We start from the raw sequence: 15788 nt of genomic DNA, 5'->3' as shown, positions 1-15788 counted from the left end.
TTTATTTTTATTCCGTTGAATTTACTGTGAAGTGAAATTTTTCTGAATTATTAATTTTAAAAAAGCTAATATCGTAATTATGCAGGATACTTAAATATATGACAAAATAGCACAAAATGTAAACGTATTATTATCTTTTTCGACAGTTTTTTATTTAAATTCCCGCAAAAGATGATAAAATTTAGTATATAATAAAAGAAAATGGCGATTTGTATAGTATGCTGCCTTTGTAGGCAAGTTAAATGAGTCGTTCTTTCATAGTATTTCGTTCTCTAGTCGTGAAATATGCGTTTAGAGGAGGAGATACATTCAACATAATTAATTGGAAAAAGAGTAGGTGCAACAATGTTTAATCACGTAACAGTGCTTTTGAAGGAAACAGTAGATGGCTTAGATATAAAGCCAGGTGGTACATATGTAGATTGTACACTGGGGGGAGGAGGACATAGTTCTTATTTATTATCCCAATTAACTGAAGGCGGAAGATTAATCGCGTTTGATCAAGATGAGATAGCAATTCAAAATGCGAAAGAAAAATTCTCTTCATACGGTGAGCAGTTCATAACAGTAAAGAGTAATTTCCGTTACCTATCTGAAAAACTACAGGAATTAGGTATAACAGAAGTAGACGGTATTTTATTTGATTTAGGTGTTTCATCCCCGCAATTAGATACACCAGAGCGTGGCTTTAGTTACCATCATGATGCACCGTTAGATATGCGAATGGATCAAGATGCCCCATTAACAGCCTATGATGTTGTAAATAGTTGGTCATATGAACAACTTGTAAGAATTTTCTTCCAGTATGGCGAAGAGAAATTTTCAAAACAAATAGCAAGAAAAATTGAAGCGTATCGTGAGAATAAAGCTATTGAAACGACAGGGGAATTAGTAGAACTAATTAAAGAGGGTATTCCAGCTCCTGCTCGTAGAACGGGTGGACATCCTGCGAAGCGAGTGTTCCAAGCGATCCGTATTGCGGTAAATGATGAATTGAAAGTATTTGAAGAAGCGTTGGAATCTGCAATTGAGATGGTCAAGCCAGGCGGAAGAGTTAGCGTTATAACATTCCATTCTTTAGAAGACCGTATTTGTAAAACGACGTTTAAGCGAAATAGTACAACGCCACAATTGCCACCAGGATTACCAATTATTCCTGATGAATTTAAGCCGAAATTAAAGCTTATTACAAGAAAACCGATTTTACCTTCTGATATAGAGTTAGAAGAAAATAATCGAGCGCGTTCTGCGAAATTGAGAATCGCTGAAAAACGATAAAAAGGGGAGAGAGGTATGAGTAACTTAGCTGTAAAGTACAAGCAACAAGCGCAAGAAGAGGTTCAGATTCAAACGCCCCCACAGCAGATGGTTCAGCCGAAAGCTAAAGCGAAGATTACAAGAATCGAAAAACTGTTGTATGTAGCGTTTATTGGCTTTTTATTGTATGCCTGTGTAGCGTTTATTGGAAATAAAGCAGGCCTTTATCAAGTTAATGTAGAAGCTGCGACAATAGAACAAAAAATTGTACAGCAGCAAAAAGAAAATCAAGAGTTACAGGCTGAAGTAGAGAAGTTAAGTCGTTATGAACGAATTGCTGAAGTTGCAAAAAAACACGGGCTAGAAATTAATGCGAATAATGTGAAAGGCCTCAAATAAGGCAATAGGTGTGAAGGGAAAATGAAGAGAAATATGACTAAATTTCATACCAATAAGGGAGCAGGGTATTTTATGATTTTATTCCTCCTGCTCTTTTTGCTGTTATTAGCCCGATTTTTTTACATACAAGCGACAGGAACAGTGCATAATCAGGATTTGGATAAACTCGCTCAGCAAAAACATAGTAAAACAGGAGTTCTCGAAGCAAATCGCGGGACGATTTATGATCAAAACGGTCATGTGTTAGCGCAAGATGCAAACTCTTATAAACTTGTAGCGGAACTAAAAGGTGCGAAGCCGGTTGAGAATAAAGAAGATACCGCCAAGAAAATTGCGGGCGTACTCGGAAAAGATGAAAAGAAGATTTTAGATACGTTAAATAAAGAAGGTAGAAGTCAAGTAGAATTTGGGAATTTAGGTAAGGGCTTGACGAAAGAACAGAAGGAACAAATCGAAGCATTGAAATTGCCAGGTATATCTTTTATTACAGAAAATGCAAGAGTGTATCCAAATGGTGATTTCGCATCTTATGTTGTAGGTCATGCGAGACCTGATGATAAAGGAATTGCTATAGGACGATTTGGTTTAGAAAAGAGTTTGGATAAGTATTTAGGTGCTGCTAATGGAAAAGTAGCTTATACAGGTGACCGTAGAGGAGTATCTCTTGACGGTGGAAAAGTGAATGTAAAGGCACCTAAAAATGGAGATAATGTTTATTTAACGCTTGACCAACGTATTCAAAGTTATCTAGAAGACGCAATGAAAGAAGCGAGTAAACATTATGAACCAGAAAGCTTAATAGGAATTGTTGCGGATTCAAAAACAGGGAAAATATTAGCGATGTCTAGTAAACCTAGTTATGATCCGAACCAGGAAAATAATAAGTATTATTATAATGATGCAATTGCAAATGCATTTGAACCTGGATCAACAATGAAAATTTTCACGCTAGCAGCAGCTATTAATGAAGGCGTGTATAAGGGACAAGATTATTACCAGTCTGGTACATATCAAGTCGGGAACCGCAAAATAAAAGATCATAATGGCGGTGCTGGATGGGGATCTATCACATTTGATGAAGGTGTAGAGCGCTCTTCCAACGTAGCGTTTGCTATTTTAGGTGATCAAAAACTTGGTCCAGACCGTTTCCGGAAATATATCCATGCTTTCGGATTAGATGAAAAAACGAATATTGATTTACCTGGTGAAGGTTCAAATACCATTTTATTCGATCAGCAAATACAGCAAGTAACAACAGCTTTTGGACAAGGTTCTACTGTAACACCAATTCAGCTTGTACAAGCTGCAACTGCTATTGCCAACGATGGGAAAATGATGAAACCTTATACAATTGATAAAATTGTAGATCCGATAACAGGGGAAGTAAAATTAGAACATAAGCCAGAAGAAGTGGGTAAACCGGTTACAAAAGAGACAGCAGCGCAAGTAAGACAGTTATTAGAACGCGTTGTTACATCGCCGAAAGGAACAGGAACTGCTTATAAAGTCGATGGCTATTCAGTTGGTGGTAAAACAGGAACAGCGCAAATTCCGGATGGAAAAGGAGGCTATATGACGGGAAGAGAGAATTATATATTCTCATTCTTAGGTATGGCACCTATGGACGATCCGCAACTTGTTGTGTATGTAGCTGTTAAACAGCCGAAATTGAAAGATGATGAGAGCGGCGCACAACCTTTAGCTGATATTTTTAAATATGTAACGAAGAATAGTTTAGAGTATTTAAAGATTAAGCCTAATGAAGTGAAAAATCCGAAGAAATATGTGAAAGAGCAACAAACTGCTGTTCCAGATGTAACCGGAAAAACGATGGAAGAAGCGAAAAAAGCTATTGATAAAGCAAAACTTCGTCCGATTGTATTAGGTGAAGGAAAAGTGCAGCAACAAGTACCGAAAGCAACCGAACAAACATTGAAGGGTGACCGAGTCTTCTTAGTGGGAGATAAACCTACAATGCCAAATATACAAGGCTGGGCACTTCGTGATGTTATGAATTTAGCAAAAACATTAAAGCTTAACTTAAAACCTACTGGTACCGGATACGTAACCGAACAAAGTGTGCCAGAAGGAACATTGTTACAACCTGGTACAGAGTTAGGTGTAACACTTGTACCGCCACTTGAACCACAACAAGAAGCAGAAAAGCCGTAATGGTAAAAGAGAAGAAGTTCTAATTAAATAAGTACAAGCATATATTGGAACAAGCTAGGCGTAAGGGAGGCTTGTTCCAATATGCGTGTATCAAATGTAACAGTTAGAAAACGACTTATTTTTATACTTATATCAGGTATACTTATTTTCACTATCATCGATATTCGTCTTGGATATGTGCAATTTTTTCTTGGAAATATGTTAACGGATCGTGCGAAAGATTCATGGAGTCGTAATATTACTTTTGAACCTGAACGTGGGAAGATTTTAGACCGAAATGGTGTGGAGCTTGCTACGAATAAAAGTGCTCCAACTGTCTTTGTTGTACCGAGGCAAATTGAAAAACCAGCAGAGACTGCAGAGAAGTTAGCTGCAGTATTAGGTGTGGAAAAAGATGAGATTTATAAGAGGATTACAAAAAAAGAATCGATTGTAAGGTTAGATAAAGGTGGAAGGAAAATATCACATGATAAAGCGAAAGAGGTAAGAGGATTAAGTTTGAAAGGTGTTTATATCGCAGAGGACTCTATCCGGTACTATCCATTTGGTAACTTTTTATCACACGTGTTAGGGTTTGCTGGTAGTGATAACCAAGGTCTTATGGGACTAGAAAAATACTATGATAAAGAACTAAATGGTGATGAAGGTCATGTGCGTTTTTTTGCAGATGCAAAAGGACAAAGGATGCCTAATGTTGGTGATGATTTCAAAAAACCAGAAGCTGGTTTGAATTTAGGCTTAACAATTGATGCACGTATTAATAGAATTATGGAAAGAGAAATGAATATTGCAGAGTCGACATATAATCCAGATGGTATGATTGCAATTGCGATGAATCCGAAAAATGGTGAAATTTTAGGTATGTCGAGTCGGCCGAGCTTTGATCCAGCAGATTTTCAAAGTGTTTCTCCAGAAGTGTATAATAGAAATTTACCAGTATGGAGTACGTATGAGCCAGGTTCAACATTTAAGATCATTACGTTAGCCGCAGCTTTGAATGAAAATTTAGTAGACTTAGAGAAAGATACGTTTTATGATGATGGAGCAGCTGAAGTTGGTGGAGCTAGATTGAAATGCTGGAAAGCAGGAGGTCACGGTAGCCAAACGTTTTTAGAAGTAGTTCAAAACTCTTGTAACCCAGGATTTATTGAACTGGGTGATCGCCTTGGTAAAGACCGATTATTTAAATACATTCGTAATTTTGGTTTTGGACAAAAAACCGGAATTGACCTGCAAGGTGAAGGTAGTGGGATTTTATTTAATTTAGACAAAGTCGGTCCAGTCGAGCAAGCAACAACTTCATTCGGTCAAGGTGTTTCTGTTACGCCAATTCAACAAGTGGCGGCGGTAGCAGCAGCTGTAAACGGTGGAACATTGTATCAACCGTATATAGCTAAAGAATTTATTGATCCGAAAAACAATCAAGTTGTAAGTAAAAAGACACCTGTGGAAAAAAGAAAAGTTATTTCCAAGGAAACTTCAGAAAAAGTTCGGTATGCATTAGAGAATGTTGTAGCAAAGGGATCTGGTAAAGGTGCTTTTATTGATGGGTATCGTGTAGGCGGAAAAACAGGTACGGCCCAAAAAGTGAAAGATGGTAAATATTTAGAGAATAATTATATCGTATCTTTTATCGGTTTTGCTCCAGCAGATGATCCAGAAATTGTTGTATATGTTGCTGTTGATAATCCGAAAGGTGTAACGCAATTTGGTGGAGTAGTAGCAGCTCCAATTGTTGGGAATATTTTGCGGGATGCACTTCCTGTCATGGGAGTGAAACCGAGAAAAGAACAAGTTGAGAGAGAATATAAATGGGGCGATACACCAACTGTGGAAGTTCCGAATTTAATTGGTATGAAAAAGAAAGACTTACAGACGCAACTCGTCGATTTGAAGCTTGATATAAGCGGAGATGGAGAGAAAGTCATTAAACAGTCCCCAGAAGCAGGAGCTAAAGTGAAAGAAGGCTCAAAAATTAGAATTTACTTCGGGAATTAAAGGTAACCTAGTACGTTTTATGGTACAATTGGTGGAAGTGAGTTCTTTATAGAAGAGTTACTTAATTTGAGACCGCAAGAGTCTCGGTTATAAATAGGTCTATTTATTAGACAGAGTAGCACTTACCTCCTATTGTACATAATTAGGAGGTAACGTGTTGCTTATTAATAAAAGAGATAAATACACAATGTAGAGAGGGTTTAGTGAAATGAAGTTGCATACACTTGTATCATGTTTGCATGATTTTCCAGTTGTTCCAAAAGAAAATCCAGAAATCACATCTATAGAAGCTGATTCACGTAAAGTGAAAGAAGGAAGCTTATTTGTATGTATGAAAGGATATACGGTTGATAGCCATGATTTTGCTAAGCAAGCAGCGGCACAAGGAGCGGCTGCTATTGTTGCGGAAAGACCAATTGATGTTGACGTTCCAGTTGTACTTGTGAAAAATACTTTTCGTTCGTTAGCGGTTTTAGCTGATTATTTTTATGGTCAACCAACACACAAGTTACATTTAATCGGTATTACAGGTACAAATGGAAAGACAACAACATCGCATATTATGGATGAGATTATGCGCGCACATGGTCATAAAACGGGGCTAATTGGAACGATTAATATGAAAATCGGTGATGAAACATTTGAGGTGAAAAATACAACACCAGATGCACTAACACTTCAACAGACGTTTGCAAAAATGGTTGAACACGGTGTGGATAGCACAGTAATGGAAGTTTCGTCACATGCTTTAGATCTTGGCCGTGTACACGGATGTGATTACGATGTAGCAGTGTTTACAAATTTAACACAAGATCATTTAGACTATCATAAAACGATGGAAGAATATAAGCATGCAAAAGGGTTGCTATTTGCGCAACTTGGCAATAGTTATAATCATAATCGTGAAAAATACGCGGTATTGAATAACGATGATGCTGTAACAGCGGAATATATGAGAAGTACTGCAGCAACTGTTGTAACGTATGGAATTGATACAACAAGTGATGTTATGGCAAAAGATATCGTTATGACAAGTGGTGGAACTACATTTACGCTTGTAACACCGTATGAGAGTGTAAATGTTACGATGAAATTAATTGGGAAATTTAATGTATATAACGTACTAGCTGCGACAGCGGCAGGACTTGTTTCTGGTGTAAGTTTAGAAACAATCATTGATGTAATAAAGGAACTAGCTGGAGTTCCAGGACGTTTTGAAGTAGTTGATGGTGGACAAAATTATACAGTTATTGTTGATTATGCACATACACCAGATAGCTTAGAAAATGTATTAAAAACAGCAAAACAGTTTGCAAAAGGTGACGTATATTGCATCGTCGGTTGTGGCGGTGATAGAGATAGAACGAAGAGACCAATCATGGCAAGTGTTGCAACACGATATGCAACTCACGCCATTTACACTTCAGATAATCCAAGAAGTGAAGAGCCAGGAGCTATTTTAGATGATATGGTACATGGTGCAAATGGAAATAATTATGAAGTAATTATTGATAGAAAAGAAGCGATATACCATGCAATTGCTAACGCAAAAGCTGAAGATATCATCATTATTGCTGGTAAGGGTCATGAAACATATCAAATTATTGGTAAAGATGTTCATCATTTTGACGATCGTGAAGTCGCTAAAGAAGCAATTACAGAGCGTTTAAACAACGAAGAGTAACAACGTGAGAGGAGGACTACATGTGCTTGAGCAAGGTTTATTAGTAACGGCTGGGGTAGCATTCTTAATTTCTGTTGCCCTTTCGCCATTGTTTATTCCGTTTTTAAGAAAATTAAAGTTCGGACAGAGTATTCGAGATGAGGGACCAAAGTCACATCAAAAAAAATCAGGGACACCGACAATGGGTGGTATTGTCATATATGTATCTATGATGGTAACTTCACTTATTATGGCGATTAAGTTTAATCATTTAGGTGCAGAAGTTTCGTTATTACTATTAGTAACATTTGGTTACGGATTGATTGGATTTTTAGATGACTACATAAAGGTAGTTAAGAAGAGAAATCTTGGTTTAACATCAAAACAAAAATTAGTAGGTCAGCTTGTGATTGCTATTGCGTTCTTTTTAATTGGAAAAGGGCAAGCGTTCCACACATACATCATGATTCCGGGAACGGATGTTAAGTTTGAATTAGGTTGGGCGTATTTTGTACTTGTACTATTTATGCTTATTGGTGGATCAAATGCAGTTAACTTAACTGACGGTTTAGATGGTTTATTATCAGGAACAGCTGCTATTGCATTTGGAGCGTTTAGTATTATTGCTGTAGCGCAAGAGCAATTTGGAGTAGCGATATTCTGTATGGCGGTTGTAGGAGCTGTACTTGGATTTTTAGTATTCAATGCGAATCCAGCGAAAGTGTTTATGGGAGATACAGGTTCTTTAGCTTTAGGTGGAGCCATTGCAGCTGTAGCAATTTTATTAAAACAAGAATTGCTACTTGTAATCATTGGCGGAGTATTCGTAATGGAAACTTTATCTGTTATTATTCAGGTTATTTCATTTAAAACAACAGGAAAACGTGTCTTTAAAATGAGTCCATTACACCATCATTATGAATTATGTGGTTGGTCAGAGTGGCGTGTTGTTGTGACGTTTTGGTCTGTAGGATTTTTATTAGCTGTGTTAGGAATTTATATCGGGGTGTGGATGTAATTGAAAACTGTAACTGAATTTCAAAATAAAAATATTCTTGTATTAGGCATTGCAAAAAGTGGTTATGCAGCAGCTACATTGTTACAAAAGTTAGGGGCAAATGTTATTGTAAATGACGGAAAGCCTTTAGCAGATAATGTACTTGCTGCAGAATTACAAGCAAAAGGAATGGACGTTGTATGCGGTGGTCATCCGTTAGAATTATTAGAGAGAAATATTTCTCTTGTAGTAAAAAACCCAGGAATCCCGTATTCTAATCCAATATTAGTTGCTGCGAAAGAAAAGCAAATTCCAATTGTTACAGAAGTTGAATTAGCATATCGTATTTCAGAAGCACCATTTGTTGGGATTACGGGATCTAACGGTAAAACGACGACGACAATGCTTACATTTGAAATGCTAAAAGAAGGACAGAAGCATCCGGTAATTGCAGGGAACATTGGAACTGTAGCGTGTGAAGTTGCACAGGATGCGAAAGAAAATGAAGTTGTAGTTACAGAACTTTCATCGTTCCAATTGATGGGAGTAGAATTGTTCCAACCTAAAATTGCTGCGTTTTTAAATTTATTTGAGGCCCACTTAGATTATCATGGGACGAAGAAAGAATATGGTTTAGCAAAAGCAAATATTTTTAAAAACCAAACAGAAAATGATTATAGTGTAATAAATGCAGATGATGCAGATGTGATGGCTTTATCTGCTTATAGTAAAGGTCAAAAAGTACTATTCTCAACAACGAAAGAAATTGAAGATGGTGCGTGTATAAAAGATAATGCTCTTTATTTTAAAGGTGAAAAAGTTATTGAAGTAGACGATATCGTTTTACCGGGTCAACATAATTTAGAAAATATTTTAGCAGCGATGAGTATCGCAAAATTATTGGGTGTTTCTAACGAAGCGATTACGGCGGTGTTAAAACGTTTTACAGGTGTAAAACATCGTTTAGAATATGTAACAACTATAAACAACCGTAAGTTTTATAATGACTCAAAAGCAACGAATATGTTAGCGACAGAGAAAGCTTTATCTGCGTTTACACAACCGACTGTGTTATTAGCAGGTGGGCTTGATCGTGGGAATGAGTTCGATGATTTAATCCCGTATTTCAAAAATGTTAAAGCGATTGTAACATTTGGACAAACCGCTCCAAAATTAGTAAGAGCTGCAGAAAAAGCGGGACTAGATACAATTGAAAGTGTCGATACTTTAGATGAAGCGGTAGTGAAAGCTTATGCTCATTCTACAGATGGCGATGTAATTCTTCTTTCTCCAGCATGTGCAAGCTGGGATCAATTTAAAACATTTGAAGAAAGAGGAGACATTTTTATACAAGCTGTGCATAAACTTATATAAAGTAAATCAAAACATCAGTAGGCTAACACCTACTGATGTTTTGTTACATAGGGCAAAAGTTTCTGCCTAAAGAGGTGGTGTTTATGGGTAATGAAGAAAACGCCTGATTTTATTCTCATCATCGTTACACTTGCGTTGTTAACAATCGGAATGATTATGGTTTATAGTGCGAGTGCGGTTTGGGCCTCTTATAAAATGGGGGACTCATTCTTTTTTGCAAAAAGGCAATTGCTATTCGCAGGTCTTGGTGTAGTGGCTATGTTTTTTATTATGAAAATTGATTATTGGGTGTGGCGTACGTATTCAAAAGTAATTTTGCTAGTTTGCTTCATTCTTCTTATTCTCGTTCTTATTCCTGGAGTAGGTCTTGTTCGAGGAGGAGCGCGAAGTTGGATTGGAATCGGGGCATTTTCCATTCAACCGTCCGAATTTATGAAGTTTGCGATGATTATTTTCTTAGCGAAATTTTTAGCGGAACGACAAAAATTAATTACCTCTTTTAAACGTGGTTTACTACCAGCTCTAGGTTTTGTATTTCTTGCTTTCGGAATGATTATGTTACAGCCAGATCTTGGTACAGGAACGGTAATGGTCGGGACATGTATCATTATGATATTTATCTCGGGAGCAAGGGTCTTTCACTTTGCAATGTTTGGTTTGCTTGGTGTAGCAGGATTTGTAGGGCTAATTGCATCAGCACCGTATCGGATGAAACGTATTACATCATATTTAGATCCGTGGTCAGATCCGCTTGGAAGTGGATTTCAAATTATTCAATCGTTACTTGCAATTGGACCGGGAGGATTATTCGGGCTTGGACTTGGACAAAGTAGACAAAAGTTTCTTTATTTACCTGAACCGCAAACAGACTTTATATTTGCAATCTTATCCGAGGAATTAGGTTTTATTGGTGGTTCATTTGTGTTATTATTATTTAGTCTATTATTATGGCGTGGGATTCGTATAGCTTTAGGAGCGCCAGATTTATATGGTACGTTTTTAGCAGTAGGTATTGTGGCGATGATTGCGATTCAAGTAATGATTAATGTTGGTGTTGTAACAGGATTAATGCCTGTTACGGGTATTACTTTGCCGTTTTTAAGTTATGGTGGATCAAGTTTGACATTAATGTTAATGGCAGTAGGTGTATTATTAAATATAAGTCGCCATTCTCGCTACTAAACCCTGTTTTATAAGACAGGGTTTTTCGTATGTGTACGAAGAAACAATATGTATATAGAAATAAATACGACTGTAATAAGAAAAAGAGAAGCGGAGGAGTTAGTAGTGCGTGTATTAGTAAGTGGTGGGGGCACTGGAGGTCATATTTATCCGGCTCTTGCTTTAATAAGAGAAATAAAAAAATTAAATCCGGAAGCAAGGTTTTTATATATTGGTACGGAGAATGGATTAGAGAGCACAATCGTGCCAAAAGCAGGTATACCGTTTCAATCTATTGTTATAAGTGGATTTAAGCGTAAAATATCGTTAGATAACGTGAAAACGGTGATGCGTTTCCTAAAAGGTGTACAAGATAGTAAACGATATATTCGTCGTTTTAATCCAGATATTGTAATTGGAACAGGTGGATATGTATGTGGACCTGTTGTATATGCTGCGGCAAAATTAGGTATTCCAACTATTGTACATGAACAAAATAGTGTACCTGGTGTAACGAATAAATTTTTAAGCCGCTATGTTGATAAAGTTGCAGTTTGTTTTGAAGCGGCTGCAGAACATTTTCCGCAGTCAAAAGTGGTCATGACAGGAAACCCACGAGCGTCAGAAGTAATGGATCAAAATGGAATGAAAGGAAAACGTTCAGTAGGTTTATCTCTTCCTAAAAAATCCGTGCTTATTTTTGGTGGCAGCCGTGGGGCTAGACCAATTAACGATGCTTTCGTAGAGGCAATTGAACAGTTTGGAAATAAAAGTTACGAAATATTGTATGTAACAGGTGAAGTTCATTACGACAAAGTGATGGATGCAGTGAAGCAAAAAGGGAACCCAAATAATGTTATTATTAAACCTTTCATTCATAATATGCCAGAAGTACTTACAGGTGTAGACCTTGTTGTCTCAAGGGCTGGAGCAACAACACTTGCAGAATTAACAGCGTTAGGTAAGCCAAGTGTGTTAATTCCGAGTCCTTATGTAACAAATAACCATCAGGAAAAAAATGCACGTTCTGTTGTCGATAAAGGAGCAGCAAAAATGTTGCTTGAAAAAGATTTAACAGCTGAAACGCTTATTCGTGATATTGACGAGATTTTATTAGATACACAAACATTACAAAATATGAAGCTTGCTGCTGGGCAATTAGGTATTCCAGATGCAGCAAATAAGTTGTATGAAGTAATGAATAAGCTTGTAAAAAAATAACGTTAGGTGAACGCCCTGCATACTACTGTAATAAGGATGCTTAGTATGGGGGAGATTGTTTATGGAGCAATTAGTAAATGAGCTTATAGAAGCAAATGTTGGTCGCGTGTTAGTGGATGAACCGTTAGCACGTTATACAACTATGAAAATAGGTGGACCAGCTGATATTTTAATTGTGCCAAAGCATGTTGCCGGTATTGAAAAAACGTTGCAGTTAGTAAAGAAATATAAAACAAAGTGGACTGTAATTGGTCGCGGTTCGAACCTTCTTGTATCTGATCTAGGTATAGAAGGTGTCGTTATTCGTTTAGGAGAAGGATTAGACCACTTAGAAGTCGAAAAACATAGAGTAAGAGTTGGTGGTGGGTATCCCCTAATTAAATTATCAACTTTACTTAGTCGGCAAGGGTTAGCCGGTCTGGAGTTCGCAAGTGGTATTCCAGGAAGTGTTGGCGGTGCAGTGTATATGAATGCAGGAGCACATAATTCGGATATATCAAACATATTATCAAAAGCTCTTATTTTGTTTGAAGACGGAACAATTGACTGGTTAACGCATGGAGAAATGGAGTTTTCCTATCGTACATCTGTATTGCAAACGAAACGTCCTGGTATTGTTTTGGAGGCTGAGTTTCAATTACAAATAGGTGAGCGTGAGAGAATTGTAAGTGTTATGCAAAAGAATAAAGATTACCGTCGTGAAACACAGCCATGGAATCATCCGTGCGCAGGAAGTGTGTTTCGGAATCCAACTCCATACTTTGCAGGAGATTTAATAGAAAAGGCGGGGCTTCGTGGTTATCAAATAGGTGGAGCTCAAATTTCTGAAATGCATGGAAATTTTATTATTAATACTGGGGGAGCCAGCGCGCAAGATGTCTTATCTTTAATTGCATTAATAAAACAAACAATTAAGGATAAATTTGGCGTAGAAATGCATACAGAAGTAGAAATCATTGGAAGATAACGGTTATTCGTTCCGCTCATTATCATTTATGTTATAATAAGAAGATAAGAACGGCATGAGGAACATGCCGTTCTTTATGTTACGTAGGGGGATCGTACATGAAAAATAGTAAAGTGATTAAACTACAGGATCGTGTACCAAAGTTAAAAAATCAACAGAAGAAAAAGAAGAAAAATGTTAATCATCGGTTGATTTTATACATATCAATTTTATTTTTATTAGTGCTCTTTTTAATTTATTTTCGATCTCCGCTTAGCAATATAAAAAAGATAAGTGTGTTTGGAAATCATTATATGACAGATGAACAAGTGATGAAGGAATCAGGTGTGACGTATGATACAAGTTATTTCCGGGTGACAGCACATAAAGCAGAAGAAAACTTAACGAAACGAAAAGAAATTAAAGCAGTAAATGTAAAGAAACGTTTTCCAAATAAAATTGACGTTCATATTGAAGAATATTTAACGATTGGTTATATAAACAAAGATGGGAAATTACAACCGTTATTAGAGAATGGGAAAACACTTGATGTACTCCCGAACGGAAAGCTTCCTGTTGCAGCGCCAATTTTTGAACCTTTTAAAGAGGAGAAGATGAAGGAGTTAATTGCTGAGCTTGAAAAATTAACACCAACTATTTTAAGGTCTATTTCTGAAATTCGTTATTCACCGACGAATGCGAATGAAGACCATCTTACCTTATATATGAATGAAGGGTATGAAGTAAGCACAACGATTCAAAATTTCGCAAAGCGTATGGAAACCTATCCACTTATCTTAAAAACAATTGAGCCGGGTAAAAAGGTATTAATTGACTTAGAAGTAGGGGCATATACGAAAGAATTAGAAGCGGAAGAAAAAAAAGAATAGAACGATAGTTTTCCCTACTTAATAGTAGAAAAAACGAAACGAATGTTCTGCTTGATGCATAGGAATTTACAAGAATGGTTCATTTGATGAAAAATATGTAAAAATTCTTAGATTCATACTAGGATTGGTACAAGTTTCACTTTTCTATGAGTACATCTTAGTGTAGACTTATACTTGGCGGTAATCTTTACACTTGAAATAGAATTATTTCAAGATAAGCAGTTATTCATAGTTTACTGCGATATTCTTAAATGAATGTTAAATAAAAATAAGAAAAATATAGGGTTAAAAAAGGGAAACGTATAAAGACGTTGAATATTTTTCTTATAAATAGTAAAGTTGCGATTGTTGTTCCATATATTGAGTTGTATGGTATAAATAAAGAAGGAGGTGCCAAAGAATGAACAGCAATGAAATATATGTTAGTCTTGACATCGGTACATCCAATGTTAAAGTCATCATTGGTGAAATGGTTAATGACAGCTTAAACATTATTGGTGTTGGAAATGTAAAATCAAATGGTTTAAAGAAGGGATCGATAGTTGATATAGACGAGACTGTTCGATCAATTAAAAAAGCAATTGAACAAGCTGAGCGCATGGTGGGAATCCACATTGAGCAAGTTGTAGTAGGTGTCAATGCAAACCAGGTACAGCTACTTCCTTGTCACGGAGTAGTCGCTGTTTCAAATGAAGATCGTGAAATCGGGAATGAAGATGTCTTACGCGTTCTAGATGCAGCACAAGTTGTGTCAATTGCTCCAGAACGTGAGTTTATTGATGTGGTACCTCGACAGTTCATTGTAGACGGTCTTGACGAGATTAACGATCCGCGCGGGATGATCGGTGTAAGATTAGAAATGGAAGGTACACTTATTACAGGCTCGAGAACTTTACTACATAACCTACTTCGTTGTGTAGAAAAAGCAGGTCTTGAAATTGTTGATATTTGTCTTCAACCTTTAGCGGCTGCAACAGTTGCTATATCTTCAGATGAAAAAAATAGAGGAGTAGCCCTTGTTGATATGGGGGGAGGATCTACAACTTTATCTATTTTTAAAGATGGAGAGTTACAAGCGACGAGCGTATTACCATTAGGTGGAGACCATATAACGAAAGATATTGCGATTGGGTTGAAAACTTCAACAGAAAATGCAGATCAAATTAAGTTGAAATATGGACATGCTTTTTATGATACAGCGTCTGAAGAAGAGATGTTTACGGTTCCTATTATGGGAAGCGATCAAACAGAACAATATTCTCAGTTGGAATTATCGGATATAATAGAGGCTCGTGTAGAGGAAATTTTAATGTTTGTTCAAGATGAAGTGCGTAAGTTAGGAGTAAAGCAAGTAGCTTCTGGTTATGTACTAACTGGTGGAATTGCTTCTATGCCAGGTGTTCTTGATCTTGCATATGATATTTTACATGAAAATGTTCGTATAGCAACTCCTGATTATATTGGCGTGCGTGAGCCCCAATATACAAGTGGAGTAGGATTAATTAAACATTCTTATCAAAAAGCTAAGTTGCGTGGGAAAAATGTGCAGGAAAAACAAGAGCATTTTGAACCAGTACCAGCACCAGCTCCAACGCCGGTACAACAGCAACCTGCGAAACAAAAAACTCGTAATCAAAACAATAATAATCAAAATGATGACCGTATGATGTCAAAAGTAAAACGTGTATTCCGTTATTTATGGGATTAAAA

At 36.8% G+C, this 15788-nt stretch carries 12 protein-coding genes; all 12 read left to right on the top strand.

Annotated elements, in window-relative coordinates:
• The first annotated feature begins 345 nt into the window (after positions 1-345).
• The 12 genes from rsmH to ftsA all read left to right on the top strand — a co-directional run bounded on the left by rsmH (position 346) and on the right by ftsA (position 15786).
• Positions 346-1278, top strand: coding sequence for a 16S rRNA (cytosine(1402)-N(4))-methyltransferase RsmH (gene rsmH / locus MR147_RS15820; protein WP_000481789.1), 933 nt, complete (start codon positions 346-348; stop codon positions 1276-1278).
• A gap of 15 nt (positions 1279-1293) precedes the next feature.
• Entirely contained in the window at positions 1294-1656 is a 363-nt protein-coding gene (gene ftsL / locus MR147_RS15815) for a cell division protein FtsL (RefSeq protein WP_000067081.1), read from the top strand.
• A gap of 21 nt (positions 1657-1677) precedes the next feature.
• Positions 1678-3828: a penicillin-binding protein gene (locus tag MR147_RS15810; protein ID WP_472927054.1), complete on the top strand. Its 2151-nt coding sequence runs from the start codon at positions 1678-1680 to the stop codon at positions 3826-3828.
• 81 nt (positions 3829-3909) lie between these two features.
• On the top strand, positions 3910-5826 hold the full coding sequence (locus MR147_RS15805; RefSeq protein ID WP_001266227.1) for a stage V sporulation protein D: 1917 nt from the start codon (positions 3910-3912) through the stop codon (positions 5824-5826).
• Positions 5827-6034: 208 nt separating this feature from the next.
• Positions 6035-7510 carry a UDP-N-acetylmuramoyl-L-alanyl-D-glutamate--2,6-diaminopimelate ligase gene (gene murE / locus MR147_RS15800; RefSeq protein ID WP_074606290.1) on the top strand — a complete coding sequence of 492 codons (1476 nt, stop codon included), beginning with the start codon at positions 6035-6037 and terminating at the stop codon, positions 7508-7510.
• 22 nt (positions 7511-7532) lie between these two features.
• A complete protein-coding gene (gene mraY / locus MR147_RS15795; RefSeq protein WP_000893058.1) occupies positions 7533-8507 on the top strand; it encodes a phospho-N-acetylmuramoyl-pentapeptide-transferase in 975 nt (324 codons plus the stop codon).
• The gene (gene murD, locus MR147_RS15790; RefSeq protein WP_074606288.1) at positions 8508-9860 is read left to right on the top strand and encodes a UDP-N-acetylmuramoyl-L-alanine--D-glutamate ligase; all 1353 of its coding nucleotides are present in this window, start codon (positions 8508-8510) and stop codon (positions 9858-9860) included.
• Positions 9861-9950: 90 nt separating this feature from the next.
• Positions 9951-11042 carry a stage V sporulation protein E gene (gene spoVE, locus MR147_RS15785; protein ID WP_000753510.1) on the top strand — a complete coding sequence of 364 codons (1092 nt, stop codon included), beginning with the start codon at positions 9951-9953 and terminating at the stop codon, positions 11040-11042.
• 105 nt (positions 11043-11147) lie between these two features.
• The gene (murG, locus tag MR147_RS15780; protein WP_074606286.1) at positions 11148-12242 is read left to right on the top strand and encodes an undecaprenyldiphospho-muramoylpentapeptide beta-N-acetylglucosaminyltransferase; all 1095 of its coding nucleotides are present in this window, start codon (positions 11148-11150) and stop codon (positions 12240-12242) included.
• 61 nt (positions 12243-12303) lie between these two features.
• The gene (gene murB / locus MR147_RS15775) at positions 12304-13209 is read left to right on the top strand and encodes a UDP-N-acetylmuramate dehydrogenase (protein ID WP_074606284.1); all 906 of its coding nucleotides are present in this window, start codon (positions 12304-12306) and stop codon (positions 13207-13209) included.
• Between the two features lie 98 nt (positions 13210-13307).
• The gene (gene divIB, locus MR147_RS15770; RefSeq protein ID WP_000798224.1) at positions 13308-14078 is read left to right on the top strand and encodes a cell division protein DivIB; all 771 of its coding nucleotides are present in this window, start codon (positions 13308-13310) and stop codon (positions 14076-14078) included.
• A gap of 400 nt (positions 14079-14478) precedes the next feature.
• Complete coding sequence (ftsA, locus tag MR147_RS15765) at positions 14479-15786, top strand: cell division protein FtsA (RefSeq protein ID WP_001087553.1); 1308 nt, start codon at positions 14479-14481, stop codon at positions 15784-15786.
• Positions 15787-15788: the final 2 nt, after the last annotated feature.

Source organism: Bacillus cereus group sp. BfR-BA-01350, assembly GCF_022663775.1.
Lineage (GTDB): Bacteria > Bacillota > Bacilli > Bacillales > Bacillaceae_G > Bacillus_A > Bacillus_A paranthracis.
Note: the sequence above shows the minus strand (reverse complement) of the source record. Positions and strands in the feature narration are given on the sequence as shown.

What these genes read in the sequence shown, in the direction of transcription:
- murE (WP_074606290.1), top strand. Translation starts at nt 6,035, where the DNA reads ATGAAGTTGCATACACTTGTATCATGTTTGCATGATTTTCCAGTTGTT.
- spoVE (WP_000753510.1), top strand. Translation starts at nt 9,951, where the DNA reads ATGAAGAAAACGCCTGATTTTATTCTCATCATCGTTACACTTGCGTTG.
- ftsA (WP_001087553.1), top strand. Translation starts at nt 14,479, where the DNA reads ATGAACAGCAATGAAATATATGTTAGTCTTGACATCGGTACATCCAAT.
- divIB (WP_000798224.1), top strand. Translation starts at nt 13,308, where the DNA reads ATGAAAAATAGTAAAGTGATTAAACTACAGGATCGTGTACCAAAGTTA.
- ftsL (WP_000067081.1), top strand. Translation starts at nt 1,294, where the DNA reads ATGAGTAACTTAGCTGTAAAGTACAAGCAACAAGCGCAAGAAGAGGTT.
- murB (WP_074606284.1), top strand. Translation starts at nt 12,304, where the DNA reads ATGGAGCAATTAGTAAATGAGCTTATAGAAGCAAATGTTGGTCGCGTG.
- MR147_RS15810 (WP_472927054.1), top strand. Translation starts at nt 1,678, where the DNA reads ATGAAGAGAAATATGACTAAATTTCATACCAATAAGGGAGCAGGGTAT.
- MR147_RS15805 (WP_001266227.1), top strand. Translation starts at nt 3,910, where the DNA reads ATGCGTGTATCAAATGTAACAGTTAGAAAACGACTTATTTTTATACTT.
- rsmH (WP_000481789.1), top strand. Translation starts at nt 346, where the DNA reads ATGTTTAATCACGTAACAGTGCTTTTGAAGGAAACAGTAGATGGCTTA.